Annotated in this window: 37 protein-coding genes and 1 pseudogene (1 of these 38 cut by a window edge); 5 read left to right on the forward strand and 33 right to left on the reverse strand. The window is 56.1% G+C overall.

Annotation, left to right across the window (positions count from 1 at the left end; translation table 11 throughout):
- From ACTG2O_RS02155 to rpsJ, 27 genes and pseudogenes are all read right to left on the reverse strand, one after another.
- Nucleotides 1–122: the beginning of a DNA-directed RNA polymerase subunit alpha gene (locus ACTG2O_RS02155; RefSeq protein WP_005307997.1), read on the reverse strand. The gene continues 868 nt to the left of window position 1, outside the view; 122 of the gene's 990 nt are visible here — the first part of the coding sequence; its start codon is at nt 120–122; its stop codon lies off the left edge, out of view.
- 25 nt (nt 123–147) lie between these two features.
- Nucleotides 148–768, reverse strand: coding sequence for a 30S ribosomal protein S4 (gene rpsD, locus ACTG2O_RS02160; protein WP_005340600.1), 621 nt, complete (start codon nt 766–768; stop codon nt 148–150).
- Nucleotides 769–807: 39 nt separating this feature from the next.
- Nucleotides 808–1,197, reverse strand: a complete 390-nt coding sequence (gene rpsK, locus ACTG2O_RS02165; RefSeq protein ID WP_005307993.1) for a 30S ribosomal protein S11 — start codon at nt 1,195–1,197, stop codon at nt 808–810.
- A 14-nt stretch (nt 1,198–1,211) separates the two neighbouring features.
- Nucleotides 1,212–1,568: a 30S ribosomal protein S13 gene (gene rpsM / locus ACTG2O_RS02170; protein ID WP_005307991.1), complete on the reverse strand. Its 357-nt coding sequence runs from the start codon at nt 1,566–1,568 to the stop codon at nt 1,212–1,214.
- Between the two features lie 139 nt (nt 1,569–1,707).
- A complete protein-coding gene (rpmJ, locus tag ACTG2O_RS02175; protein ID WP_005319705.1) occupies nt 1,708–1,821 on the reverse strand; it encodes a 50S ribosomal protein L36 in 114 nt (37 codons plus the stop codon).
- 27 nt (nt 1,822–1,848) lie between these two features.
- Nucleotides 1,849–3,177, reverse strand: coding sequence for a preprotein translocase subunit SecY (gene secY / locus ACTG2O_RS02180; protein ID WP_005340602.1), 1,329 nt, complete (start codon nt 3,175–3,177; stop codon nt 1,849–1,851).
- Nucleotides 3,178–3,185: 8 nt separating this feature from the next.
- Complete coding sequence (gene rplO / locus ACTG2O_RS02185) at nt 3,186–3,623, reverse strand: 50S ribosomal protein L15 (protein WP_005340604.1); 438 nt, start codon at nt 3,621–3,623, stop codon at nt 3,186–3,188.
- Nucleotides 3,624–3,625: 2 nt separating this feature from the next.
- Nucleotides 3,626–3,805: a 50S ribosomal protein L30 gene (gene rpmD, locus ACTG2O_RS02190; RefSeq protein ID WP_005307985.1), complete on the reverse strand. Its 180-nt coding sequence runs from the start codon at nt 3,803–3,805 to the stop codon at nt 3,626–3,628.
- A 6-nt stretch (nt 3,806–3,811) separates the two neighbouring features.
- Nucleotides 3,812–4,312, reverse strand: coding sequence for a 30S ribosomal protein S5 (rpsE, locus tag ACTG2O_RS02195; RefSeq protein ID WP_005340605.1), 501 nt, complete (start codon nt 4,310–4,312; stop codon nt 3,812–3,814).
- Between the two features lie 14 nt (nt 4,313–4,326).
- Nucleotides 4,327–4,680 carry a 50S ribosomal protein L18 gene (gene rplR / locus ACTG2O_RS02200; RefSeq protein ID WP_005340606.1) on the reverse strand — a complete coding sequence of 118 codons (354 nt, stop codon included), beginning with the start codon at nt 4,678–4,680 and terminating at the stop codon, nt 4,327–4,329.
- A gap of 9 nt (nt 4,681–4,689) precedes the next feature.
- On the reverse strand, nt 4,690–5,223 hold the full coding sequence (gene rplF, locus ACTG2O_RS02205; RefSeq protein ID WP_005340607.1) for a 50S ribosomal protein L6: 534 nt from the start codon (nt 5,221–5,223) through the stop codon (nt 4,690–4,692).
- Nucleotides 5,224–5,236: 13 nt separating this feature from the next.
- Entirely contained in the window at nt 5,237–5,629 is a 393-nt protein-coding gene (rpsH, locus tag ACTG2O_RS02210) for a 30S ribosomal protein S8 (protein WP_005307980.1), read from the reverse strand.
- 21 nt (nt 5,630–5,650) lie between these two features.
- A complete protein-coding gene (rpsN, locus tag ACTG2O_RS02215; protein WP_005340609.1) occupies nt 5,651–5,956 on the reverse strand; it encodes a 30S ribosomal protein S14 in 306 nt (101 codons plus the stop codon).
- A 10-nt stretch (nt 5,957–5,966) separates the two neighbouring features.
- Nucleotides 5,967–6,506, reverse strand: coding sequence for a 50S ribosomal protein L5 (gene rplE / locus ACTG2O_RS02220; protein ID WP_005331162.1), 540 nt, complete (start codon nt 6,504–6,506; stop codon nt 5,967–5,969).
- 13 nt (nt 6,507–6,519) lie between these two features.
- On the reverse strand, nt 6,520–6,837 hold the full coding sequence (gene rplX / locus ACTG2O_RS02225) for a 50S ribosomal protein L24 (protein WP_005307977.1): 318 nt from the start codon (nt 6,835–6,837) through the stop codon (nt 6,520–6,522).
- A gap of 11 nt (nt 6,838–6,848) precedes the next feature.
- Nucleotides 6,849–7,217: a 50S ribosomal protein L14 gene (gene rplN, locus ACTG2O_RS02230; protein WP_005307975.1), complete on the reverse strand. Its 369-nt coding sequence runs from the start codon at nt 7,215–7,217 to the stop codon at nt 6,849–6,851.
- Nucleotides 7,218–7,364: 147 nt separating this feature from the next.
- Nucleotides 7,365–7,612 (reverse strand): annotated as a pseudogene (gene rpsQ, locus ACTG2O_RS02235) (30S ribosomal protein S17).
- Complete coding sequence (gene rpmC / locus ACTG2O_RS02240; protein WP_005307965.1) at nt 7,612–7,803, reverse strand: 50S ribosomal protein L29; 192 nt, start codon at nt 7,801–7,803, stop codon at nt 7,612–7,614. The pseudogene rpsQ and the gene rpmC overlap by 1 nt, the downstream one beginning before the upstream one ends.
- The gene (gene rplP, locus ACTG2O_RS02245; protein ID WP_005340612.1) at nt 7,803–8,216 is read right to left on the reverse strand and encodes a 50S ribosomal protein L16; all 414 of its coding nucleotides are present in this window, start codon (nt 8,214–8,216) and stop codon (nt 7,803–7,805) included. The genes rpmC and rplP overlap by 1 nt, the downstream gene beginning before the upstream one ends.
- Before the next feature lie 13 nt (nt 8,217–8,229).
- Nucleotides 8,230–8,943, reverse strand: coding sequence for a 30S ribosomal protein S3 (gene rpsC / locus ACTG2O_RS02250; RefSeq protein WP_005307962.1), 714 nt, complete (start codon nt 8,941–8,943; stop codon nt 8,230–8,232).
- A gap of 3 nt (nt 8,944–8,946) precedes the next feature.
- A complete protein-coding gene (rplV, locus tag ACTG2O_RS02255; RefSeq protein ID WP_005319741.1) occupies nt 8,947–9,291 on the reverse strand; it encodes a 50S ribosomal protein L22 in 345 nt (114 codons plus the stop codon).
- A gap of 10 nt (nt 9,292–9,301) precedes the next feature.
- Nucleotides 9,302–9,580, reverse strand: coding sequence for a 30S ribosomal protein S19 (gene rpsS / locus ACTG2O_RS02260; RefSeq protein WP_005307960.1), 279 nt, complete (start codon nt 9,578–9,580; stop codon nt 9,302–9,304).
- Between the two features lie 22 nt (nt 9,581–9,602).
- Nucleotides 9,603–10,424 carry a 50S ribosomal protein L2 gene (rplB, locus tag ACTG2O_RS02265; RefSeq protein WP_005340614.1) on the reverse strand — a complete coding sequence of 274 codons (822 nt, stop codon included), beginning with the start codon at nt 10,422–10,424 and terminating at the stop codon, nt 9,603–9,605.
- Nucleotides 10,425–10,439: 15 nt separating this feature from the next.
- Nucleotides 10,440–10,742, reverse strand: coding sequence for a 50S ribosomal protein L23 (gene rplW, locus ACTG2O_RS02270; RefSeq protein WP_005307955.1), 303 nt, complete (start codon nt 10,740–10,742; stop codon nt 10,440–10,442).
- Entirely contained in the window at nt 10,739–11,344 is a 606-nt protein-coding gene (rplD, locus tag ACTG2O_RS02275) for a 50S ribosomal protein L4 (RefSeq protein ID WP_005340616.1), read from the reverse strand. Before rplD ends, rplW begins: the two co-directional genes overlap by 4 nt.
- 17 nt (nt 11,345–11,361) lie before the next feature.
- Nucleotides 11,362–11,994, reverse strand: a complete 633-nt coding sequence (gene rplC, locus ACTG2O_RS02280; RefSeq protein ID WP_005340620.1) for a 50S ribosomal protein L3 — start codon at nt 11,992–11,994, stop codon at nt 11,362–11,364.
- Nucleotides 11,995–12,016: 22 nt separating this feature from the next.
- A complete protein-coding gene (gene rpsJ / locus ACTG2O_RS02285; protein WP_005307944.1) occupies nt 12,017–12,328 on the reverse strand; it encodes a 30S ribosomal protein S10 in 312 nt (103 codons plus the stop codon).
- A 355-nt stretch (nt 12,329–12,683) separates the two neighbouring features.
- Here rpsJ and ACTG2O_RS02290 point away from each other — a divergent pair, with 355 nt between their 5' ends.
- Nucleotides 12,684–13,598, forward strand: a complete 915-nt coding sequence (locus ACTG2O_RS02290; RefSeq protein WP_439975287.1) for a DMT family transporter — start codon at nt 12,684–12,686, stop codon at nt 13,596–13,598.
- A gap of 37 nt (nt 13,599–13,635) precedes the next feature.
- Here the strand turns inward: ACTG2O_RS02290 and envZ are convergent, their stop codons facing one another.
- Together envZ and ompR are read right to left on the reverse strand one after the other, a co-directional pair.
- Nucleotides 13,636–14,946, reverse strand: a complete 1,311-nt coding sequence (gene envZ / locus ACTG2O_RS02295) for a two-component system sensor histidine kinase EnvZ (RefSeq protein WP_005340624.1) — start codon at nt 14,944–14,946, stop codon at nt 13,636–13,638.
- A complete protein-coding gene (ompR, locus tag ACTG2O_RS02300; RefSeq protein WP_005340625.1) occupies nt 14,943–15,665 on the reverse strand; it encodes an osmolarity response regulator transcription factor OmpR in 723 nt (240 codons plus the stop codon). Before ompR ends, envZ begins: the two co-directional genes overlap by 4 nt.
- 249 nt (nt 15,666–15,914) lie before the next feature.
- Here ompR and greB point away from each other — a divergent pair, with 249 nt between their 5' ends.
- Together greB and ACTG2O_RS02310 are read left to right on the forward strand one after the other, a co-directional pair.
- A complete protein-coding gene (greB, locus tag ACTG2O_RS02305) occupies nt 15,915–16,388 on the forward strand; it encodes a transcription elongation factor GreB (protein ID WP_181269737.1) in 474 nt (157 codons plus the stop codon).
- Between the two features lie 202 nt (nt 16,389–16,590).
- Nucleotides 16,591–18,900, forward strand: a complete 2,310-nt coding sequence (locus ACTG2O_RS02310) for a Tex family protein (protein WP_247823633.1) — start codon at nt 16,591–16,593, stop codon at nt 18,898–18,900.
- Between the two features lie 70 nt (nt 18,901–18,970).
- Here ACTG2O_RS02310 and ACTG2O_RS02315 read toward each other — a convergent pair whose 3' ends face one another.
- The 4 genes from ACTG2O_RS02315 to bioH all read right to left on the reverse strand — a co-directional run bounded on the left by ACTG2O_RS02315 (nt 18,971) and on the right by bioH (nt 21,174).
- On the reverse strand, nt 18,971–19,249 hold the full coding sequence (locus ACTG2O_RS02315; RefSeq protein WP_005355353.1) for a hypothetical protein: 279 nt from the start codon (nt 19,247–19,249) through the stop codon (nt 18,971–18,973).
- Between the two features lie 86 nt (nt 19,250–19,335).
- Complete coding sequence (locus ACTG2O_RS02320; RefSeq protein ID WP_439975288.1) at nt 19,336–20,103, reverse strand: putative metalloprotease CJM1_0395 family protein; 768 nt, start codon at nt 20,101–20,103, stop codon at nt 19,336–19,338.
- A gap of 1 nt (nt 20,104) precedes the next feature.
- Nucleotides 20,105–20,338, reverse strand: a complete 234-nt coding sequence (locus tag ACTG2O_RS02325) for a flagellar basal body rod C-terminal domain-containing protein (RefSeq protein ID WP_005340632.1) — start codon at nt 20,336–20,338, stop codon at nt 20,105–20,107.
- Nucleotides 20,339–20,409: 71 nt separating this feature from the next.
- Entirely contained in the window at nt 20,410–21,174 is a 765-nt protein-coding gene (bioH, locus tag ACTG2O_RS02330; RefSeq protein ID WP_439975289.1) for a pimeloyl-ACP methyl ester esterase BioH, read from the reverse strand.
- A 38-nt stretch (nt 21,175–21,212) separates the two neighbouring features.
- On the opposite strand from bioH, the gene ACTG2O_RS02335 reads away from it, so the two are divergent.
- Together ACTG2O_RS02335 and nfuA are read left to right on the forward strand one after the other, a co-directional pair.
- A complete protein-coding gene (locus ACTG2O_RS02335) occupies nt 21,213–21,941 on the forward strand; it encodes a ComF family protein (protein ID WP_439975290.1) in 729 nt (242 codons plus the stop codon).
- A gap of 80 nt (nt 21,942–22,021) precedes the next feature.
- Nucleotides 22,022–22,600, forward strand: a complete 579-nt coding sequence (nfuA, locus tag ACTG2O_RS02340) for a Fe-S biogenesis protein NfuA (RefSeq protein WP_005340636.1) — start codon at nt 22,022–22,024, stop codon at nt 22,598–22,600.
- The last annotated feature ends 52 nt before the right edge of the window (nt 22,601–22,652 follow it).

The raw sequence follows: 22,652 nt of genomic DNA on the forward strand, positions 1-22,652 counted from the left end.
TTGCCCAGCGTGTGACCAAAGCCACGCTCGAGTGGCTCAAGAGTCACTTTCGCATGAGTCGGGCTAACTTGCTCGATGTCAACTAGCCGCGGTTTAAGAAAATCTGTTACAGAACCCAGCATTGTGTCCTCTCTTTAGAAGCTAGCTTTACTTGGAGTAAAGCTCGACGATCAGCTGTTCGTTAATGTCGGCAGACAGGTCGGAACGCTCTGGCAGACGCTTGAAAGCACCTTCCATTTTAGCGGCGTCAACCTCTACCCAAGTCGGCTTCTCACGCTGACCAGCAACTTCCAGGGAAGCTTTGATACGCGCTTGCTTCTTAGCCTTCTCACGAACGCAGATCACGTCCTCAGGGGAAACCTGGAAAGAAGGAATGTTCACAACGCGACCGTTAACCATGATGGCCTTGTGGCTCACCAGCTGACGAGATTCAGCACGGGTAGCGCCGAAGCCCATACGGTAAACAACGTTGTCCAAACGACCTTCCAGCAGCTGCAACAGGTTTTCACCGGTGTTACCCTTTTGACGGGCAGCGTCGCGGTAGTAGTTGCGGAACTGTTTTTCCAATACGCCGTAGATACGACGAACTTTTTGTTTCTCGCGCAGCTGAACACCGTAGTCGGACAGACGCGCTTTACGCGCACCGTGCTGACCAGGGGCAGTGTCAATCTTGCACTTAGAATCAATCGCACGAACACCTGACTTCAGGAAGAGGTCGGTGCCCTCACGACGGCTAAGCTTAAGCTTAGGACCGATATATCTTGCCATCTTCTTTCTCCAACAATCCTAGACCAAGTAGCTACAGCGTTATACGCGGCGCTTCTTGGGAGGACGACAACCGTTGTGCGGGATCGGAGTCACATCAGTAATGTTAGTGATGCGGAAACCAGCCGCGTTCAGGGCGCGGATGGAAGACTCACGACCGGGACCCGGACCTTTGACCATGACTTCCAGGTTCTTGACGCCATATTCTTTGGCCATCTCACCAGCGCGCTCGGCAGCTACCTGAGCAGCGAACGGGGTGGACTTACGAGAACCACGGAAACCGGAACCACCAGAAGTAGCCCAAGACAGAGCATTGCCCTGACGGTCAGTAATGGTCACGATTGTGTTGTTGAAAGATGCATGAACGTGCGCAATACCGTCGCTCACTTGCTTTTTAACGCGCTTGCGAGCACGAGTCGGAGTTTTAGCCATTTTCTACCTTCCCGTTACTTCTTGATAGCCTTGCGCGGACCCTTACGGGTACGAGCGTTGGTCTTGGTACGTTGACCACGAACAGGCAGGCTACGACGGTGACGCAAACCACGGTAGCAACCCAGATCCATCAATCGCTTGATGTTCATGGAAATCTGACGACGCAGGTCACCTTCAACGGTGAATTTACCTACTTGTTCACGCAGACTCTCGATCTGAGCTTCGTCCAGGTCTTTAATTTTCACATTCTCAGCGATACCGGCTGCGGCACAGATGGCCTTGGAGCGGGTACGACCGACGCCATAAATCGCAGTCAAAGCGATGACTGCATGCTTATGGTCAGGAATGTTAATGCCAGCGATACGGGCCACTATTCACTCCTACATATAGTAGATTACGACCACCACAAAGCCCGTGAGCGGATACGTGGCGGTCAACCAATACACAACAAAAGTTGGCTGGCTATATTAGCCAGCACAACTATTTGTTGCAAGTACTAACCGTAAAAAATTAGCCTTGGCGCTGTTTATGCTTTGGCTCGCTGCAAATCACACGCACCACACCGTGACGCTTGATGATTTTGCAGTTACGGCAGATTGCCTTAACGGAAGCACGAACTTTCATTGCTTAACTCCGTAACTACGCCGACCTTTAGCGGCCGTAGCCCTTCAGGTTGGCCTTCCTCAGGACGTCGCCATATTGATGAGACATCATATGGGTTTGTACCTGAGCCATGAAGTCCATGATAACTACCACAATAATCAGCAGCGAAGTGCCACCGAAGTAGAACTGTACGTTCCAGGCAGTCATCAAGAACTGGGGTACCAGACAGATAAAGGTTATATAGAGCGCACCTGCCAATGTCAGGCGAGTCATAACCTTATCGATGTAACGTGCTGTCTGCTCGCCCGGGCGAATCCCCGGGATAAAGGCTCCACTCTTCTTCAGATTATCTGCTGTCTCGCGGGGGTTGAACACCAACGCGGTATAGAAGAAGCAGAAGAAGATAATGGCTGCTGCATACAGCATCTCGTAAAGCGGTTGACCCGGCTGCAGGACCATAGAGACCTGTTGCAGGATATCAGCTACTTTACCCTCACCCTGACCAAACCAAGAGGTAATGGTCCCCGGGAAGAGGATGATACTGGACGCGAAAATCGCAGGAATCACACCAGCCATATTCACTTTCAACGGCAGGTGTGTGCTTTGCGCGGCGAATACCTGGCGGCCTTGTTGACGCTTGGCATAGTTAACGACGATACGACGCTGACCACGCTCCACGAACACCACAAAGTAAGTCACTGCGAAAACAATCAAGCCCAGCAACAACAACAGCAGGATGTGCAATTCCCCTTGACGTGCCTGTTCGGCCGTAGCGCCAATGGCATGCGGCAGACCAGCAACGATACCTGTGAAAATAATCAACGAGATACCATTACCAATCCCACGCTCGGTAATCTGCTCACCCAACCACATCAAAAACATGGTACCGGTGACCAGACTCACAACCGCTGTGAAATAGAAGCCCAGACCCGGATTAGTCACGAGTCCATGCATCATATTCGGCAGACCGGTTGCAATACCAATGGCCTGGAAAGTTCCCAAAACCAGCGTGCCCCAACGGGTATATTGGCTAATCTTGCGACGGCCGGATTCACCTTCTTTCTTGAGTTCAGCAAGAGCGGGGTGAACCACTGTCAGCAGCTGGATAATGATCGATGCCGAAATGTACGGCATGATCCCCAACGCAAGAATAGAAGCACGCGAGAGTGCACCACCACTGAACATGTTGAACATCTCAATGATGGTGCCCTTCTGTTGCTGGAACAACTCGGCCAGTACGGCGGCGTCAATACCAGGAATCGGCACATAAGAGCCTGCACGGAAAACGATAATCGCCCCGAGAACGAAGAGCAGACGGCTCTTCAGTTCACTCAGACCACCCTGTGCTTTAACATCCAATCCTGGTTTCTTAGCCATTGTACTGATTATTCCTCGATTTTACCGCCAGCGGCCTCGATGGCTGCGCGTGCACCTTTGGTGACGGACAGACCACGAACGGTCACAGCACGGTCAATGTTGCCTGACAGAACAACTTTAGCGAACACGATGTTCTTAGTAACAACACCGGCTTGCTTCAGAGTGCTCAGGTCGACCACATCACCTTCTACCAGGGCGATTTCGTTCAGACGCACTTCGGCAGAAACCAAAGATTTGCGAGAGAAGAAACCGAACTTCGGCAGACGGATTTTCAAAGGCATCTGGCCGCCTTCGAAACCGTTGCGGACTTTACCGCCACCGGAACGAGAGGTTTGGCCTTTAACACCACGACCACCAGTCTTGCCCAGGCCGGAGCCGATACCACGACCACGACGTTGTTTTTCAGGCTTGGAACCAGCGGCCGGAGACAGAGTGTTCAGACGCATGCTTAGCCCTCCACCTTAACCATGTAATAAACCTGGTTGATCATGCCGCGTACGCAAGGAGTATCTTCCAGCTCAACGGTGTGACCAATGCGACGCAGACCCAGACCACGCAGAGTCGCCTTGTGCTTTGGCAGACGGCCGATAGAGCTGCGAGTTTGAGTTACTTTTACAGTGTTAGCCATGTCGCATTACCCCAGAATTTCTTCAACGCGCAGACCACGCTTGGCAGCGATCTGTTCCGGTGATTGACCGTGAACCAGAGCGTCTACAGTAGCGCGAACAACGTTGATTGGGTTGGTGGAACCGTAGGTCTTGGCCAGCACGTTGTGGATACCGGCAACTTCCAGAACAGCACGCATAGCGCCGCCTGCAATGATACCAGTACCTTGGGAGGCCGGCTTCATGAACACGGTGGAGCCAGAGTGAACACCACGCACCGGGTGGTGCAGAGTGCCGTTGTTCAGCTCAACCTTGTTCAGGTTACGCTTAGCCTGTTCCATTGCTTTTTGAATAGCAGCCGGAACTTCACGGGCTTTACCGTAACCGTAACCTACACGGCCGTTACCATCACCCACCACGGTCAACGCGGTGAAGGACATGATACGACCACCTTTAACAGTTTTCGAAACACGGTTTACTGCAATGAGCTTTTCTTGCAGTTCGCCGGCTTGAGATTCGACTTTAGCCATCTTCGACTCCTAGCTTAGAACTGAAGACCAGCGTCACGTGCGGCAGCTGCCAGGGCAGCGATGCGACCGTGATACTTGAAACCGGAACGATCGAAAGATACGTTCTGAACGCCTTTGGCAATAGCACGCTCAGCGATAGCCTTACCTACAGCGGTAGCAGCATCTGCGTTACCGGTGTATTTCAGAGCTTCACTGATGGCTTTCTCTACTGTGGAAGCAGAGGCCAGAACTTCGGAACCGTTGGCTGCAATAACCTGCGCATAGATATGACGCGGGGTACGGTGAACAACCAGACGGGTAGCTCCCAGTTCCTGCATCTTTTTCCGAGCACGAGTAGCACGACGGAGACGAGCTGCTTTCTTGTCCATAGTGTTACCTTACTTCTTCTTAGCTTCTTTAGTACGCACTTGCTCGTTGGCATAGCGTACACCCTTGCCCTTGTAGGGCTCCGGAGCGCGGTAAGCACGGATATCGGCGGCGACTTGGCCAACCAGCTGCTTGTCGACGCCACGCAGAACGATTTCTGTAGCAGTCGGGCACTCAGCGGTCACACCAGCCGGCAGCGCATGCTCTACCGGGTGAGAGAAGCCCAGAGCCAGCGCAACAGCATTGCCCTTGATGGAGGCTTTATAACCTACACCAACCAGCTGCAGCTTGCGCTCGAAGCCTTGGGTAACACCGATTACCATGTTGTTGACCAATGCACGGGCAGTACCGGCCTGAGCGTCAGCACCAGCGATGCTGCCGCGCGGGGCGAACTTCAGTACATTGTCTTCTTTGGTCACTTCTACACCGGCGTGAATAGAGCGAACCAGAGAACCTTTACCACCTTTGATGGTCAGTTCCTGGCCGTTCAGAGTCACCTCTACGCCAGCAGGAATAGTGACGGGTGCCTTAGCAACACGAGACATTTCCTACCTCCTATTAAGCGACGTAGCAGATGATCTCACCGCCCATGCTTGCTTTGCGAGCAGCACGGTCAGTCATCACACCTTTAGACGTGGACACGATAGCAACACCGAGACCGCCCATAACTTTCGGCAGATCAGTAGTGCGCTTGTAAATACGCAGGCCTGGACGGCTTACGCGTTGGATCAGTTCTACAACTGGCTTGCCCTGGAAATATTTCAGTTCAATTTCCAGTTCCGGCTTCACGTCACCAGCTACGGAGTAGCCAGCGATGTAACCTTCTTCTTTCAGCACTTTGGCGATAGCCACTTTCAGCTTGGAAGAAGGCATGGAAACCGCAACTTTGCTCGCCGCCTGACCGTTACGGATGCGGGTCAGCATATCCGCGATCGGATCTTGCATGCTCATAAGTCTAACTCCCGAGATTCGTTACCAAGAAGCCTTCTTCAGGCCCGGAATTTCGCCCTTCATGGCATGCTCACGCACCTTGATGCGAGACAGGCCAAACTTGCGCAGGAAACCGTGCGGACGACCAGTAATATTGCAACGGTTACGCTGGCGGGACGGACTGGAATCACGGGGCAGCTGTTGCAGTTGCAGAACAGCATCCCAACGCGCTTCTTCAGAAGCGTTCATGTCAACGATGATAGCTTTCAGCTCGGCACGCTTGGTCGCGTACTTGGCTACCAGCTTGGCACGCTTTGCTTCGCGCGCTTTCATGGATGTTTTAGCCATAACCCTAACCTTACTTGCGGAATGGGAAGTTAAAGGCAGCCAGCAGAGCACGGCCTTCTTCATCGGTATTCGCGGAAGTGGTGATGGTGATATCCAGACCACGGACGCGATCGACTTTGTCATAGTCGATTTCCGGGAAGATGATCTGCTCACGCACGCCCATGGAGTAGTTACCACGACCGTCGAACGCTTTAGCGTTCAGGCCACGGAAGTCACGGATACGCGGTACGGAGATGCAGATCAGCCGTTCCAGGAACTCCCACATACGCTCGCCACGCAGGGTTACTTTACAACCTATCGGGTAGCCTTCACGAATCTTGAAGCCCGCAACAGATTTGCGAGCTTTGGTGATCAGCGGCTTCTGACCGGAAATGGCAGCCATATCGGCAGCAGCATTTTCCAGCAATTTCTTGTCAGAGATCGCTTCACCAACACCCATGTTCAGGGTGATTTTCTCGATCCGAGGGACTTGCATGATAGTCTTGTAACCGAACTGCTTGGACAGTTCATTTACTACATCGGATTTGTAGTAATCATGCAGTTTCGCCATCGTTAAACTCCAATTACTTCACAAGTTCGCCGGTGGATTTGAAGAAACGGACTTTTTTGCCGTCTTCAATCCGGAAACCAACGCGGTCAGCTTTGCCAGTGGCAGAGTTGAACAGCGCTACGTTTGATACATCGATGGGGGCTTCTTTGGTGACGATACCGCCAGCCTGACCCAGTGCGGGTACCGGCTTCTGGTGTTTCTTCACCTGGTTGATGCCTTCCACGATTACCTTACCTTTTGCAATCAGGACTTGAGTGACTTTGCCACGCTTGCCCTTGTCTTTGCCGGTAAGAACAATCACTTCGTCTTCGCGACGGATTTTAGCTGCCATCGTTCGACTCCTTACAGTACTTCGGGTGCCAGGGACACAATCTTCATGAACTTCTCATTACGCAGTTCACGGGTCACCGGGCCAAAAATACGAGTACCGATTGGCTGTTGGTTGTTGTTAAGCAACACAGCCGCATTGTTGTCGAAACGGATGACAGAGCCGTCCGGACGACGAACGCCTTTACGGGTGCGTACGACCACCGCGTTATACACATCACCTTTCTTCACTTTACCGCGAGGAATGGCTTCCTTGATGGAAACCTTGATGATGTCGCCGATGCCGGCGTAACGGCGGTGCGAGCCACCCAGAACCTTAATACACATTACACTGCGAGCGCCGGAGTTGTCGGCAACACCCAGCATACTTTGCATCTGGATCATCTTAGTGCTCCGCTTTGTTTACTTCTTATCCCTAATGGGATCTGGCTGCCTTCAAAAGGCGCGAAACTATAACACAGGATTTTCAGAAAAGGTAGCCTAAAAAACAAACGGCCCCTGAAAGGGGCCGCTTGGACTACAAAGTACCGATTAGGCCTTTTCTACAACGGCAACCAGGGTCCAGGACTTGGTCTTGGACAGCGGACGGCATTCGCGGATTTCCACGAGGTCGCCAGCTTTGCACTCGTTGTTTTCGTCATGTACGTGCAGCTTGGTAGTGCGCTTATGATCTTACCGTAGATCGGGTGCTTTACCTTGCGCTCGATAGCAACAGTGATGGACTTGTCCATCTTGTCGCTGATTACACGACCTTGCAGAGTACGGATCTTGTCAGTCATTACGCACCTGCCTTCTCAGTCAGTACAGTCTTGATACGTGCGACGTCACGACGCACTTGTTTCAGAGTGTGAGTCTGAGCCAGCTGGCCGGTGGACGCTTGCATGCGCATGTTGAATTGCTCACGCAGCAGGCCCAGCAGCTCCTGGTTCAGTTCTTCGACGCTCTTTTGACGCAGATCTTGGGCTTTCATCACATCACCGTCTTAATTACGAAAGTGGTCTGAACAGACAGCTTAGCTGCGGCCAGGGCAAACGCTTCACGCGCCAGAGCCTCAGGTACACCGTCCATCTCGTACAGAACCTTGCCAGGCTGGATCGGGCAAACCCAGTATTCCACGTTACCCTTACCTTTACCCATACGAACTTCGAGGGGCTTTTCGGTGATGGGCTTGTCCGGGAACACACGGATCCAGATCTTACCTTGACGCTTAACGTGACGGGTCATGGCACGACGGGCTGCTTCGATTTGACGAGCAGTCAGTTGACCACGGGATGTCGCCTTCAGGCCAAAGGTACCGAAGGATACTTCGTTACCAGAGGTGGCCAGACCGCGGTTACGACCCTTGTGGGTCTTGCGGAATTTAGTACGCTTAGGTTGCAACATTTACCGAATCTCCTTACTTAGCAGCGCGGCGCTTGTTGTCACGCTTGGGCTTTGCAGGAGCTTGCTCTTGAGCAGCGGCAGCGTTAACAGCAGCCAGACCGCCCAGAACTTCGCCCTTGAAGATCCAAACTTTAACGCCGATCACACCGTAAGTGGTGTGGGCTTCAGAAGTTGCGTAGTCGATGTCGGCACGCAGGGTGTGCAACGGCACACGACCTTCACGGTACCATTCGGTACGCGCGATTTCAGCGCCGCCCAGACGACCGGAAACTTCCACTTTGATGCCCTTGGCACCCAGGCGCATTGCGTTCTGTACGGCGCGCTTCATAGCACGACGGAACATTACACGACGCTCCAGCTGGGAAGTGATGCTGTCGGCAACGAGTTTGCCATCCAGCTCCGGCTTGCGGACTTCGGAAATGTTGATCTGAGCAGGCACGCCAGCAATAGTGGCTACAGCTTTGCGCAGCTTCTCAACGTCTTCGCCTTTCTTACCGATGACAACACCCGGACGAGCGGTGTGAATGGTCACACGGATGCTCTTGGCCGGACGCTCAATGGTGATCTTGGACAAGGACGCGTTTTTCAGTTCCTTGGTCAGGAACTGGCGTACTTGAAAATCGCTGTACAGGTTGTCAGCGAAGTCTTTGGTGTTCGCGAACCAGGTAGAATTCCAAGGCTTGGTAATACCCAGGCGAATGCCATTAGGATGTACTTTCTGACCCATTGCTTATCTCCCAGCCTTAGCGTCGGATACCACTACAGTGATGTGAGCGGTACGCTTGAGGATACGATCCGCACGACCTTTGGCACGCGGACGGATGCGCTTCATGGAGGGACCTTCGTCGACCATGATAGTAGCAACACGCAGCGCGTCGATATCGGCGCCTTCGTTGTGCTCAGCGTTTGCAATGGCAGATTCCAGCACTTTCTTAACCAGCACTGCAGCCTTTTTCGGGCTAAAGGTCAGGATATTCAGAGCCTTGTCTACGGACAGACCACGTACTTGATCGGCTACCAGACGAGCTTTCTGGGCAGAAGTACGGGCATAACGGTGTTTAGCGATAGCTTCCATCATTTATCCCTTAGCGCTTCTTAGCCTTCTTATCAGCAGCATGGCCGCGATAAGTACGAGTCGGTGCGAATTCACCCAGTTTGTGACCGATCATTTCTTCGGTAACGAAAACCGGAACGTGCTGACGACCATTATGGACAGCGATGGTCAAACCGATCATGTTCGGGATGATCATTGAACGACGGGACCAGGTTTTAACCGGCTTTTTATCCCCGCTTTCCACCGCTTTCTCTACCTTCTTCAGCAAGTGCAGGTCAATAAATGGACCCTTCTTGAGAGAACGTGGCATGGTGATTCCTCTATGTTAACAATTACTTGTTACGACGACGTACGATGTACTTGTCGGTACGCTTGTTCTTACGGGTCTTGAAGCCTTTAGCCTTCTGGCCCCATGGGGACACAGGCTGCATGCCCTTGTTACGACCCTCACCACCACCGTGCGGGTGGTCAACCGGGTTCATCGCCATACCGCGAACGGTCGGACGAATACCACGCCAGCGGTTTGCACCGGCTTTACCCAGTTGACGCAACATGTGCTCGGAGTTACCGACTTCACCGATGGTAGCGCGGCACTCGGCCAGAACTTTACGTACTTCGCCGGAACGCAGACGCAGAGTTACATAGTTACCTTCACGAGCCAGGATCTGGATGAAAGTACCAGCGGAACGAGCCAGCTGGGCACCTTTACCAGGCTTCATCTCTACAGCGTGAACGGTAGAACCAACCGGGATGTTGCGCATCGGCAGGGCGTTACCTACCTTGATGGCTGCATCAGCACCAGAAGCGATCGCGTCACCAGCTTTCAGGCCTTTCGGAGCCAGGATGTAACGACGCTCACCGTCTGCATACAACACCAGAGCGATGTTAGCGGTACGGTTCGGATCGTATTCCAGGCGCTCTACTTTAGCCGGGATACCGTCTTTGTCGCGCTTGAAGTCGACGATACGGTAGTGCTGCTTGTGACCACCACCGATATGACGGGTAGTGATACGGCCGTTGTTGTTACGACCACCGGACTTGCTTTTGCTGTCCAGCAGAGCGGCGAAGGGCTTGCCCTTGTACAGCTCTTGATTGACGATCTTGACGACGTGGCGGCGGCCCGGAGAAGTAGGCTTGCACTTAACGATTGCCATTTTTGAGAACTCCTCTTACTCGGCTGCGCCCATGAAGTCGATGTCCTGACCAGCTTTCAGGGTCACATAAGCCTTTTTCCAATCGGAACGACGGCCTACGCGTGCACCTGCGCGCTTGGTCTTACCCTTCATGTTCAGGGTACGGACGGTCTCAACTTCGACCTCGAACAGTTTCGCAACTGCAGCTTTGACTTCCGCCTTGGTAGCATCAACAGCAACTTTGAACACGATAGTGTTCTGCTTTTCTGCAACCATGGTGCTCTTTTCAGAGATGTGCGGAGCCTTCAGAACTTTCAGCAGACGCTCTTCACGGATCATGCCAGCATCTCCTCGATTTGCTTAACTGCATCAGCAGTCATCAGAACCTTGTCGAAAGCGATCAGGCTGACCGGGTCGATACCGGCAACGTCACGCACGTCAACTTTGTACAGGTTGCGAGCAGCCAGGAACAGGTTCTCATCGACTTCAGCAGTCACGATCAGAACGTCAGTCAGTTCCATTTCTTTCAGCTTGGCGATCAGTTCTTTGGTCTTCGGAGCTTCGATGCCGAACTTCTCAACAACGATCAGGCGCTCTTGACGTACCAGCTCGGACAGAATGCTACGGATAGCGCCGCGGTACATCTTCTTGTTTACTTTCTGGCTGTGATCTTGCGGCTTAGCAGCAAAAGTCACACCACCGGAACGCCAGATGGGCGAACGGATGGAGCCAGCACGGGCACGACCAGTACCCTTCTGACGCCACGGCTTTTTGCCGCCACCAGACACTTCAGAGCGAGTCAGCTGCGCACGAGTACCCTGACGGGCACCAGCGGCATATGCAACGACGACCTGGTGAACCAGAGCTTCGTTGAATTCGCGCCCGAAGGTAGTCTCGGAAACTTCAAGAGCGCTCTTGGCGTCTTTCATTACCAATTCCATTACTATCTCCTCAGACGTTACGCTTTGACGGCAGGTTTGACGATCACGTTGCCGTTGGTTGCACCCGGTACTGCACCTTTGATGAGCAGCAGGTTGCGTTCAGCGTCAACACGAACCAGTTCCAGGTTCTGAGTCGTTACACGCTCAGCACCCATGTGACCAGCCATCTTTTTGCCCTTGAATACACGACCCGGAGTCTGGTTCTGACCGATAGAACCCGGAACGCGGTGAGACAAGGAGTTACCGTGGGTCATATCCTGGGTGCGGAAGTTGTGGCGCTTAACAGTACCAGCAAAGCCCTTACCTTTGGATGTGCCGGTAACGTCTACCAGCTTAACGTCAGCGAGAAGATCTACTTTCAGCTCGCTACCAACAGTGAAAGTTTCACCGTTGTTCAGGCGGAATTCCCACAGACCGCGACCGGCTTCTACACCAGCTTTGGCGAAGTGGCCAGCTTCCGGCTTGGTCACACGGCTGGCTTTTTTGGCGCCAGTGGTAACCTGAATAGCGTTGTAGCCGTCGGTTTCTACAGATTTGACCTGAGTTACACGGTTAGCTTCAACTTCGATAACAGTCACCGGGATAGAAACGCCATCTTCAGTGAAGATGCGAGTCATACCCACTTTGCGACCTACAAGACCGATTGTCATTGTTATCAACCTCTTTCCGTAATTAACCCAGGCTGATCTGGACGTCTACACCAGCTGCCAGATCCAGACGCATCAGGGCGTCTACGGTCTTGTCAGTCGGCTCAACGATGTCTACCAGACGCTTGTGAGTGCGGATCTCGTACTGATCACGCGCATCTTTGTTGACGTGCGGGGAGATCAGGACGGTGAAGCGCTCTTTGCGAGTCGGCAGCGGAATAGGACCGCGAACCTGCGCGCCAGTGCGCTTAGCAGTTTCAACGATTTCCGCAGTGGATTGATCAATCAGGCGATGATCAAAAGCCTTCAGGCGGATACGGATTCTTTGGTTCTGCATTGACAGAGCTCCAATAGATAAAAGAACATAAATCAACACCGCCCGACCGAGATTTCTCCCGCCAGAGGTGTGATTTTTCACGTTTCCCCCCATATCGGGAGGACTGTATGGCTGGCTCCTGTAAACAGGAAGCTCAGCAGCAGACATATCGTCTGGCTTACCTCATGGGTAAGCGGAGGGGATTATACGGATTTTTCAAATTTGCGCAAGGGATAGCGAACAGATTATGCGCAGTTTTATGTGACAGATGGATCTCGCTTGCGGCAACGCACTCTGTGCCAACACCCAGGTAACGACAATGTTACAAGCAGACTGGTAGACTGTGCGCTTGCCTCTGTCAGTGGAACGACATCCCATGCTCAAAGATCAAAAGAAAGCCTATCAGTATGGCCTTTGCGCCGTTGCCCTCTGGTCGACGGTCGCCACAGCCTTCAAGATCTCCCTCGCCTATTTCGAACCTGTGCAACTGTTGCTTGTGGCCGCCTTCACCTCGACTCTTACGCTGACAGCCATCGTCGCCAAACAGGGCAAACTGCCGCTGCTGGGAAGCTACATCAAGGCCCGCCCTTTCTACTACCTGGCTCTGGGCGTGCTGAACCCCTTTCTTTATTACCTGTTGCTATTCAAGGCCTATGACCTGCTGCCTGCCCAGCAGGCACAGACCCTCAACTACACCTGGGCTATCACTCTCAGTCTGCTGGCCGTCCCCTTCCTCGGCCAGAAGCTGCGTCGGCGTGATGGCGTCGCCATCGTGTTGGGGTATTTTGGCGCACTGGTGATCGCCACCAGAGGGGATGTATTCGGCCTCCAGTTCGACAGCCCCCTCGGCGTGACGCTGGCGCTGGTCTCGACCCTCATCTGGGCCAGCTACTGGATCCTCAACACCCGCAATCAGGGCGATCCCATCGTCAGCCTGTTGCTCGGCTTTATGATCAGCCTGCCTTTTATCGTCGTGGCGACCTGGTTGCTCTCCGATTTTGCCATGACCGCCTGGCAGGGATGGGCTGGTGCCATCTATGTGGGACTGTTCGAAATGGGCTTCGGTTTTGTGCTCTGGCTGATGGCGCTGCGCCATGCCACCAACACGGCCCCCATCAGCAACCTCATTTTCATCTCGCCGTTTGCCTCGCTGGTGCTGCTCAATCTGCTGATCGGCGAAGCCATCCATCCGGCCACCCCCATCGGGTTGGCGCTCATCGTTGCCGCCCTGCTGATCCAGCAGCTCAAGTACGGCAAACGTTATCGAGCATCAGTCGAAACCAAGAGCTGACCATGCAGAAGGGCGTATCCACGGATACGCCCTTCTCTCAATCCATCCACTCCTGTGGCTGATGTTTCGGCAGCCGCATCTCGACCAGCAAGCCGCCGAGATCCGAGCTTCCCAGCCGGATAGTGCCGTGGTGCTGGGCGACTATCTTGGCCACGATGGCCAACCCCAGGCCACTGCCGCCAACGGTCCGCGCCACATTACCCTGAGTAAACGGCTTTAGTACCCGGGAGTAGTCCTGCTCCGGAATGCCGGGGCCATCATCGGAGAGGCGCAGGCGCACCCAGTGCCCGTCGTCCTTGAGCTCGGCATGCAAGCGGCTCGCCCCATAACGCTGCGAGTTGCTTGAGAGGTTGTTCAACACCCGCCGGATACTGACCGGATTGCAGGCCACCCGCACCGCCTCTTGCGGCAGCGCCAGATCGACCTCCAGCCCCTGCTCCGAGTAGATCAGCAAGGTATCGTGCACCAGCTGGGTCAGGTCGATCGGCTCCAGATCCTGCCCCTCGTCCGGGCGGATGTAGTCGATGAACTGATCGATGATGGCATTGGACTCATCGATGTCGGCGTTGATGCTCTCCTTGAGGTACTCGTCACCGGAGGACATCATCTCGGTGGCCAGCCGGATGCGGGTCAGCGGGGTACGCAGATCGTGGGAGACCCCCGCCATCATCAAATTACGCTCTTCGATCAGGCTCTTGATGGAGTGGGACATATGGTTGAAGGTGCGGGTCAGCCGCCGCACCTCCCTTGAGCCCAGCTCCCCCAGTGCCTCCGGGAAATGCCCTCTGGCCACTGCAACCGCGCCAGCCTCGAGATCCTCGAGCGGGCGCACCAACTGCCGGGCAAAGCGCCAGGCCGCAAACAGGGTGATCACCAGCAGCACGCTCAGATAGATGATGAGGGGTTCGATATCGTCATCTTCAATCTCGGTCAGCGGGATCCGCACCCAGATTTTGCTGGCCTGCGGCGGCTGGATCCAGATGATGTAGTGATCCTGGATCTCGACCCGCACCTTGGCCGGGCCACCCAGTTCGCGACTGATGTTCTCCTCCAGATAGGGGTACGGCTTGGCATCGTTGAAGCCATGCTGCACCGCCTCGCTCTGGGTATAGATATCGGTACCGGTCGTCACATAGACCAGCGCCTCGGCATCTTCACTCAGCGCCAGTTGTTCAGTGTTGACCGGAAAGATCAGCTTGACCTGATTGGCCAGCAAGTGACTGATCTGCTTGACGGTGGGCGCCAGCAGATAGTTGTAGAAGGTGACGTAGGAGACCGCTTGATAGACCACCAAAACGGCGGCCAGAAACCAGAGCATGCGCGAGAACATGCTGCCGACTTTTTTCATGCACCGTCACCATCTGGCACGAACACATACCCCAGACCCCACACGGTCTGCAGGTAGCGGGGCTGGGCCGGATCCTGTTCCAGCAGGCGGCGCAGGCGAGAGACCTGCACATCGATGCTGCGCTCGGTAGCGGTGTATTCGCGGCCACGGGCCAGATTCATCAGCTTGTCGCGGGAGAGCGGTTCACGCGGATGGCTGACCAGCACTTTGAGCACCGCAAATTCACCACTGGTGAGCGCCATAGGCTCGCCATCCCGGCTCAGCTCGCGGGTCGCGAGATTGAGCTGAAAGGCGCCGAAGTTGACCACCTTCTCTGCAGCAGAGGGAGCCCCCGGCAGCTCGACGGTATGGCGGCGCAGCACGGCACGGATCCGCGCCAGCAGTTCGCGGGGATTGAACGGCTTGGGCAGATAGTCATCGGCCCCCATCTCGAGCCCGACGATGCGATCCACTTCATCTCCCTTGGCGGTGAGCATCAGCACCGGGATCTGGTTGCCCGCTTCCCGCAGACGGCGGCAGATGGAGAGCCCATCCTCCCCCGGCAACATCAGGTCGAGCACCATCAGGCTGAAGTTTTCACGAGTCAGCAAGCGATCGGCCTGCTCGCCATTGGCCACGCCGCGCACTACGAATCCCTGCTCGGTGAGATAGCGTTCCAACAGGGAACGTAATTTCAGGTCATCGTCCACGACCAGGACCTTGTATTGCTGCTGACTCATTGCTTTGCCTCTTCATTCTTTAGCTGCCCCCAATACTAGGGGGGGATATAGCGGGAGCAAAGCACAAATATGTTACCGGTTATTACCCGTCCCGAGAGCGTGACGGCCATCAAGTCACTGCGCTGGCCAGCTACTCCCTGAATGGCGCCAGCCGAGCCATCACGATTTCCCTCGACAGCAAGAGGACAAAAGCTAATATTCCCGAGCAGTTAGCGATGAATACCCCTCTTTGACCAGGTCCGCATCACCATGAAGACAAAGCTGATCACCCGCGAAGGCTACAACAAGCTGAAAGAAGAGCTCGATTTCCTCTGGCGCCAGGAGCGCCCCGAGGTCACCAGGAAGGTGGCATGGGCCGCCAGTCTGGGGGATCGCAGCGAAAATGCCGACTACCAGTACAACAAGAAGCGGCTGCGGGAGATCGATCGGCGGGTGCGTTACCTGCGCAAGTGCCTCGAAGATCTGGGGATCGTCGACTATGCCCCCGCGCAGGAGGGCAAGGTCTTCTTCGGCGCCTGGGTCGAGGTGGAAAACGAAGAGGGCGAGACCAAGCGCTTTCGCATCGTCGGCTATGACGAGATCTTCGAGCGCAAGGATTACATCTCCATCGACTCCCCCATGGCCCGCGCCCTGCTCAAGAAAGAGGTCGGTGATGAAGCCATCGTCCGTACGCCAGTTGGTGACGTCTGCTGGTATATCAACGAGATCAGCTACCCCAAATAGCCGGACTGCTGGCGAGCTGCTTGCTACAGCCACATCCTGAGTCACAGGTGCAATGGCAAGATAAATGCCCCCCCCTGCGACTTTATCAGTCTGACTGGTGCAGACCCCGGCGCAGGGTGGCATCCCGCAACACGACCCCATATAGTGCTCACACTTGGCGCCTGATGGCGCGGACTCGACCACAGAGGCCCTCAACAACATCATGATGCAAACCATAGAGAGACAGATTGCCGATGAGCTCAATGCTCGCCCGGAGCAGGTGCAGGCCGCAGTGCGCCTGCTGGATGAAGGCTCGACCGTGCCCTTTATCGCCCGTTACCGTAAAGAGGTGACCGGCGGTCTGGACGACAGCCAACTACGTACTCTGGAGAGCCGCCTCGGCTATCTGCGTGAACTGGAAGATCGCCGTCAGGTGATCATTCGCTCCATCGAAGAGCAGGGCAAGCTGACCCCCGAGCTGATGCGCGAATTGAATGGCGCCGACAGCAAGACCCGACTGGAAGACCTCTACCTCCCCTACAAGCCCAAGCGCCGCACCAAGGGGCAGATGGCCATCGAAGCCGGGTTGGAGCCGCTTGCCAACCTGCTGCTCAGCGACCCGATGCAGGATCCCGAGCAAGCGGCTGCCGCCTTCCTCAATCCCGAACAGGGCATTGCCGACAGCAAGGCGGCCCTCGACGGCGCCCGCTATATCCTGATGGAGCGCTTCGCCGAGCAGGCCGACCTGCTGGAGAAGTTGCGCGACTACCTGTGGCAAAATGCCACCCTGCGCGCCCGCGTGGTGGCAGGCAAGGAGCAGGAAGGGGCCAAGTTCAAGGACTATTTCGAACACGACGAACCCCTGCACAAGGCCCCCTCCCACCGGGTGCTGGCCATGCTGCGCGGCCGCAATGAGGGGATCCTCAATCTGGCGCTGGTCACCGGTGACGATGAGAGTGCCAGCCCCTGCGAAGGGATCATTGCCCACCACCTCAAGCTCAATCTGCAGAACCGCCCGGCCGACAAATGGTTGCAAGGGGTGGTGAGCTGGACCTGGAAGATCAAGTTGTCGCTTCAGATGGAGACCGAGCTGATCGGCCGTATCCGCGAGTCGGCAGAGGAGGAGGCAATCAAGGTGTTCGCCATGAACCTCAAGGATCTGCTGATGGCGGCCCCGGCCGGCATGCGCTGCACCATGGGGCTGGATCCGGGCATCCGTACCGGGGTCAAGGTTGCCGTGGTGGATGCCACCGGCAAACTGGTCGATCACGCCACCATCTATCCGTTCGAACCAAAACGCCAGATTGATCAAAGCCTCAAGACCCTGAGCGAGTTGTGCCAGAAGCACAAGGTCGAGCTCATCAGCATCGGCAACGGCACCGCCTCGCGGGAGACCGACCGGCTGGTCAGCGACCTGTTCGAGCGCTACCCCGCCGCTAAGGCGCAGAAGATAGTCGTGAGCGAAGCGGGGGCCTCGGTCTACTCCGCCTCCGAGCTCGCCTCTCAGGAGTTCCCGGATCTCGACGTCTCGATCCGTGGCGCCGTCTCCATCGCCCGCCGCCTGCAAGACCCGCTGGCCGAGCTGGTCAAAATCGACCCCAAGAGCATCGGGGTGGGCCAGTATCAGCACGACGTCGGCCAGAGCCAGCTGGCCCGCCGGCTGGATGCCGTGGTCGAGGATTGCGTGAACGCGGTCGGGGTCGATGTGAACACCGCCTCGGTCGCCCTGCTCAACCGGGTTTCCGGCCTCTCCCAGACGTTGGCCCAGAACATCGTCGCCTATCGGGATGAGCACGGCGCCTTCAAGAGCCGTCAGCAGTTGCTGAAAGTGAGCCGACTCGGCCCCAAAGCCTTCGAACAGTGCGCCGGCTTCCTGCGCATTCGCGGCGGCAGCAATCCCCTCGACAGCTCAGCGGTACACCCGGAGTCCTATCCGGTCGTGGAGCGGATCCTCGCCAAGCTGGAGCAGACCGTGGAGAGCCTGCTCGGCAACAGCAGCCTGCTGCGCAGCCTGAAACCGGCCGATTACACCGATGAGCAATTCGGCGTACCTACCGTCACCGACATCATCGGCGAGCTTGACAAGCCGGGCCGCGACCCGCGCCCCGAGTTCAAAACCGCGACCTTCAAGGAAGGTGTGGAGCAGATCAGCGACCTGGTGCCAGAGATGGTACTGGAAGGTGTAGTCACCAACGTCACCAACTTCGGCGCCTTCGTCGATATCGGTGTTCATCAGGACGGTCTGGTGCACATCTCCTCCCTGACCGACCGTTTCGTCAAGGATCCCCGTGAGGTGGTCAAGGCGGGCGACATTGTGCGGGTCAAGGTGCTGGAAGTGGACGCCCCGCGCAAGCGGATCAGTCTGACCATGCGCCTCGACGAAAAGGCAGGGCAACCCGCCCGCAAGCCGGCTGAAGCGCGCAACAGCAGTGCTGGCAACACTAAACCAAGAAATGAGCCGCGCCAAAGCCCCCCTATGGGTGGTGCCATGGGCAACGCCTTCGCGGCAGCGCTCTCCAAAGCGAAAAAGTAGCGAAACCTTCCAGAAGTCCTCTGAATGCAAAAAGCCCCGCAAGGGGCTTTTTTACACGCGAAGCTCAGGATCACTGCGTCAGGGCAGCAAGAATACTCTCGGGCTCTCCATGCTGGGCCAGCACCTCCCGCAGTCGATTGAATGCCTTGCAGGCCTCTTGTGGATACTTTCCGTAAGAGACGACGCCGGTGTGACTCCAGCCAGCCGCCAGCATCACTTTCTTCTTAAAACTGGTTCCTTCAGTTCCTCCTCCTCCGAGCTGCATCAGAAATTGCTCCATCTGCAGGTGGGGGGGCGGCACACGGGAGAAGGTGGTGAAATCTTCCGCTTTGACTTCATCGAAATGCATGACAGCTCCTGTGAAATTGGAATGGGCCTGATCTTCAGGTTAGTTGCAAAACAGGCAAAGCAGCTGAAAGTTTGGTGAGGGGGGATTCAGATATGCAGACTGAGGGACTGGGTCGAGGCCGGGCTGACAGCCTGTCGATAGTGGCCAGCGATGACGCTGTTGCGCTTGTCCATATAGGCACTCAGCACGCCGCCCGATTTTGCGCTCTGCTCGGCCATCAGCTCTTTGCGCGCCTTAGCTTCACTCGCGGCAGCGCTGCGTGCAACGGCCAAGTCCTGCGCGGAAGGCTCGGCAGGCGCCAGCGCAGCAGAGCGGATCTGCTGCATCTTGGCGATGGTAGCGGCAGGGTCACCGGGTACGACACTGGTATCGATCTGGACTTCGCCACCCGTTGCATAACGCTTGCCATCCGGCCCTTGCGTAAACTGATAGGTGGGCGAGCTGGCGTACTCTCCACCCGCAGACTGGTGCGCCTGCTCGTGAGTGCGCACCTCCTTGTCACGCTCGACAAGATCCTGAACCTGCTGCTCTTGCCGCTGTTGCTGCTCCTGTTGTTTGGGATCTTGCTGCTTGCGCTGCCCATCCTCACCGGTTGCCTCGACAAAGCGATTGTCTGGCAGTGTCGTCGGCGCCGGTTGCCCAGTTTCACGGCTGTTCTGGGAAGTCTGATTGCTGGAGGCCTGACCGGCTTTGGATTTCTCTTTTTGGGAGCCGACTTCGGATTCGGCAACGGAGGCTTGGCCCGCTCGGGCCTGCGGGATCAGTTCTGCCCGGCGATTATCCGTCCTCGCCGCTTCCACCTGAGGTTGCAGCTGTGTCGGGATAAGGGGAGGCAGACTGACGTTGATGTTCATCTCACACCCGGATGTCGATCAGGGTTCCCATCATATCGCTGGCAGTCTGCACTACCTTGGCGGAAGCGCCAGCCTGCTGCTCGGCCACCTTGAGATTGACAAGCTCATCGGTCACTTGCACCTGATCCCCGCTGGGGGTGTTGAGGCGGGCGATCTGATTGGATGCCTTGTCGGCAATCTGCTCGGCTCGCTGAAATCCCTGTACCCCGCTGTTGAAAGCAGAATCAATACGCATGGTGTTACTCCTCTGGTCACAGCTTAATTATCCGCCAGACCAGAGGATTAATGAAGCTTGCCGGCTGTTTTTTAGCCAACAAAATCTCGAACGATTTCAATGAATTCGTCAGGGTGGGAGATAAAAGGTGCGTGTGAGGCCTTATTGAGGGTCACGCTACGGCTGGCAGGGTAGAGATAATCCAACAGGGGAATAGCCGCCTTGGGTACCAATGAATCCAGTCGCCCATAGATCCGCAACCAGGGCAGATCGAGCACCTGCAGCGGTTCGCGCAGATCAATCTCGGCCAACAGCGTCAGTCCAGCCTCGAGTGCGGCAAACTCGGGCGCCGGCCGCTCGGCCAGCCAGTGGCGCAACTGACGGATATCGTCCCGGGCATGTTCGCTGCCCATGGCCTGGATCGCCAGAAAGCGCTCTATGGTCTGGCGAAAATCCCCCGCCAGCATCTGGTTGAAGCCGGTCAGTACCTTGGGGGCGATCCCCGGCCACTCGTCGCGGGCCATGAAACAGGGGGAGCTGGCCACGGTGATCAGGGAGTGCAGCCGATCGGGATGCGTCAACGCCAACTGGCTTGCCACCAGACCGCCGAGCGACCAGCCAAGCAGATGACACTTCTGCGGCAAGATGGCGGCCACCTGCTCGGCAAGCCAGGGCAGGCTGTAATCCACCTCGTCTGCCAGCGGGCTGTTGCCAAAGCCGGGCAAATCCACCAGATGAACCCTGTAGTGGAGCGCCAATTGCTGGGCAATACCATGCCAGACCGCACCATTCATCCCCCAACCGTGCAACAGCACCAGATCGGGCCCCTGGCCAAACTGCTCTACCGATATGCTCATCTAGACTCAAGATCCCTGTTCATGCTCTTGGGGTCAGCATGTTAAAGCGACTGCTCGCTAAAGCAAGCCTGCTGCTCGGCAGCCACGATGACTGGCAAGGGAGTTGCCTCCTCTGTCATCAGCCTTGTGACAGCGAGCCCATGCTCTGCAGCTGGTGTCGGCAGGCGCTGCACCAGTCACAGCCGAGATGCCGCCTCTGCGCCGCACCGCTGGCTGACTATATAGAAGAGAGCATACCGGTCTGTGGTCGCTGCCAGCGCAGACCTCCCCCCTGGGAGCGGTTGCAGGTGATTGGCGACTACCAAACCCCCTACCCCATGCTGATCCCCCGGCTTAAATATTCCGGCCAGATCCTGCTGGCGCCGCTACTGGCACGCCTCTTGGCCGATCATCTGGATAGCCGCGAGCCGCCGGAGGCGATCATTCCGGTTCCCCTGCACTGGTGGCGGCAGTGGCGGCGCGGGTTCAATCAGGCGGAGGAGATCGCACAAGCCCTTGGCGAGTTCACCGGTATTCCCTGCGACAACACTCTGTTGCAACGCATCAAGGCGACCCCGCAACAAACAACCTTGAGCGCCGGGCAGCGGCGGCGCAATCTGCGCGGGGCATTCCGGATCCGCTCCCACCAATACCGTCATGTCGCCCTGCTCGATGACGTCGTGACCACAGGCGCCACCGCCGGGCAGCTCAGCCGTCTGCTCCATGAGAGCGGCATCACAAAGGTGGAAGTGTGGGCAATCTGTCGAACCCTGCGGCACAGCAAGTAGCCATCGGCATGCTACCCAAGCATTAATAACCGCGTTATCATGAATACCCTAGTCGTACACTCAGGTTTATGAGGATAGTGATGATCAGCATTTCCGACGCCGCCCAGGCCCATTTCCGTAAACTGCTGGAAAAACAGCCTGATGGCACCAATATCCGGGTGTTTGTGGTCAATCCGGGAACCCAGAATGCCGAGTGTGGCGTATCGTATTGCCCGCCCGATGCCGTGGACCCGGAAGATCAACACCTGCCCTTCAGCGGCTTTGACTGCATGGTCGATCCCCTGAGCGCCCCCTTCCTGGTGGATGCCACCATCGACTTCGTGACCGATCAGATGGGCTCCCAGCTCACCCTGAAAGCACCGAACGCCAAGATGCGTAAAGTGGCCGATGACGCGCCGCTAATCGAGCGCATCGAGTACGTGTTGATGTCCGAAGTGAACCCCATGCTGGCTGGTCACGGTGGCAAGGTCACCCTGGTCGAGCTGACCGAAGACAAACTGGCCATCCTGCAGTTTGGCGGCGGTTGCAACGGCTGCTCCATGGTCGATTACACCCTGAAAGAGGGGATCGAGAAGCAACTGCTGGAGAAGTTCCCGGGTGAGCTCAACGGTGTGAAAGATGCCACCGAGCACCAGCGCGGCGACCACTCCTACTATTGATTTGTTGCCATTGCGGCTGTCTAGTCCTGAAATAGGTTTACACATTTTCGGC

Source organism: Aeromonas sp. 61P (assembly GCF_051919545.1).
Lineage (GTDB): Bacteria > Pseudomonadota > Gammaproteobacteria > Enterobacterales > Aeromonadaceae > Aeromonas > Aeromonas veronii.

Coding starts and splice junctions, on each gene's coding strand:
- rpsD (WP_005340600.1), bottom strand. CDS start 768: ATGGCAAGATATATCGGTCCTAAGCTTAAGCTTAGCCGTCGTGAGGGC.
- rpsK (WP_005307993.1), bottom strand. CDS start 1,197: ATGGCTAAAACTCCGACTCGTGCTCGCAAGCGCGTTAAAAAGCAAGTG.
- rpmJ (WP_005319705.1), bottom strand. CDS start 1,821: ATGAAAGTTCGTGCTTCCGTTAAGGCAATCTGCCGTAACTGCAAAATC.
- secY (WP_005340602.1), bottom strand. CDS start 3,177: ATGGCTAAGAAACCAGGATTGGATGTTAAAGCACAGGGTGGTCTGAGT.
- rplO (WP_005340604.1), bottom strand. CDS start 3,623: ATGCGTCTGAACACTCTGTCTCCGGCCGCTGGTTCCAAGCCTGAAAAA.
- rpmD (WP_005307985.1), bottom strand. CDS start 3,805: ATGGCTAACACTGTAAAAGTAACTCAAACTCGCAGCTCTATCGGCCGT.
- rpsE (WP_005340605.1), bottom strand. CDS start 4,312: ATGGCTAAAGTCGAATCTCAAGCCGGCGAACTGCAAGAAAAGCTCATT.
- rplR (WP_005340606.1), bottom strand. CDS start 4,680: ATGGACAAGAAAGCAGCTCGTCTCCGTCGTGCTACTCGTGCTCGGAAA.
- rplF (WP_005340607.1), bottom strand. CDS start 5,223: ATGTCTCGTGTTGCTAAGGCACCCGTCACTATTCCTGCTGGCGTAGAG.
- rpsH (WP_005307980.1), bottom strand. CDS start 5,629: ATGAGCATGCAAGATCCGATCGCGGATATGCTGACCCGCATCCGTAAC.
- rpsN (WP_005340609.1), bottom strand. CDS start 5,956: ATGGCTAAAACATCCATGAAAGCGCGCGAAGCAAAGCGTGCCAAGCTG.
- rplE (WP_005331162.1), bottom strand. CDS start 6,506: ATGGCGAAACTGCATGATTACTACAAATCCGATGTAGTAAATGAACTG.
- rplX (WP_005307977.1), bottom strand. CDS start 6,837: ATGGCAGCTAAAATCCGTCGCGAAGACGAAGTGATTGTTCTTACCGGC.
- rplN (WP_005307975.1), bottom strand. CDS start 7,217: ATGATCCAGATGCAAAGTATGCTGGGTGTTGCCGACAACTCCGGCGCT.
- rpmC (WP_005307965.1), bottom strand. CDS start 7,803: ATGAAAGCCCAAGATCTGCGTCAAAAGAGCGTCGAAGAACTGAACCAG.
- rplP (WP_005340612.1), bottom strand. CDS start 8,216: ATGTTGCAACCTAAGCGTACTAAATTCCGCAAGACCCACAAGGGTCGT.
- rpsC (WP_005307962.1), bottom strand. CDS start 8,943: ATGGGTCAGAAAGTACATCCTAATGGCATTCGCCTGGGTATTACCAAG.
- rplV (WP_005319741.1), bottom strand. CDS start 9,291: ATGGAAGCTATCGCTAAACACCGTTATGCCCGTACTTCTGCCCAGAAA.
- rpsS (WP_005307960.1), bottom strand. CDS start 9,580: ATGCCACGTTCTCTCAAGAAGGGTCCATTTATTGACCTGCACTTGCTG.
- rplB (WP_005340614.1), bottom strand. CDS start 10,424: ATGGCAATCGTTAAGTGCAAGCCTACTTCTCCGGGCCGCCGCCACGTC.
- rplW (WP_005307955.1), bottom strand. CDS start 10,742: ATGATCCGTGAAGAGCGTCTGCTGAAAGTTCTGAAGGCTCCGCACATC.
- rplD (WP_005340616.1), bottom strand. CDS start 11,344: ATGGAATTGGTAATGAAAGACGCCAAGAGCGCTCTTGAAGTTTCCGAG.
- rplC (WP_005340620.1), bottom strand. CDS start 11,994: ATGACAATCGGTCTTGTAGGTCGCAAAGTGGGTATGACTCGCATCTTC.
- rpsJ (WP_005307944.1), bottom strand. CDS start 12,328: ATGCAGAACCAAAGAATCCGTATCCGCCTGAAGGCTTTTGATCATCGC.
- ACTG2O_RS02290 (WP_439975287.1), top strand. CDS start 12,684: ATGCTCAAAGATCAAAAGAAAGCCTATCAGTATGGCCTTTGCGCCGTT.
- envZ (WP_005340624.1), bottom strand. CDS start 14,946: ATGAAAAAAGTCGGCAGCATGTTCTCGCGCATGCTCTGGTTTCTGGCC.
- ompR (WP_005340625.1), bottom strand. CDS start 15,665: ATGAGTCAGCAGCAATACAAGGTCCTGGTCGTGGACGATGACCTGAAA.
- greB (WP_181269737.1), top strand. CDS start 15,915: ATGAAGACAAAGCTGATCACCCGCGAAGGCTACAACAAGCTGAAAGAA.
- ACTG2O_RS02310 (WP_247823633.1), top strand. CDS start 16,591: ATGATGCAAACCATAGAGAGACAGATTGCCGATGAGCTCAATGCTCGC.
- ACTG2O_RS02315 (WP_005355353.1), bottom strand. CDS start 19,249: ATGCATTTCGATGAAGTCAAAGCGGAAGATTTCACCACCTTCTCCCGT.
- ACTG2O_RS02320 (WP_439975288.1), bottom strand. CDS start 20,103: ATGAACATCAACGTCAGTCTGCCTCCCCTTATCCCGACACAGCTGCAA.
- ACTG2O_RS02325 (WP_005340632.1), bottom strand. CDS start 20,338: ATGCGTATTGATTCTGCTTTCAACAGCGGGGTACAGGGATTTCAGCGA.
- bioH (WP_439975289.1), bottom strand. CDS start 21,174: ATGAGCATATCGGTAGAGCAGTTTGGCCAGGGGCCCGATCTGGTGCTG.
- ACTG2O_RS02335 (WP_439975290.1), top strand. CDS start 21,213: ATGTTAAAGCGACTGCTCGCTAAAGCAAGCCTGCTGCTCGGCAGCCAC.
- nfuA (WP_005340636.1), top strand. CDS start 22,022: ATGATCAGCATTTCCGACGCCGCCCAGGCCCATTTCCGTAAACTGCTG.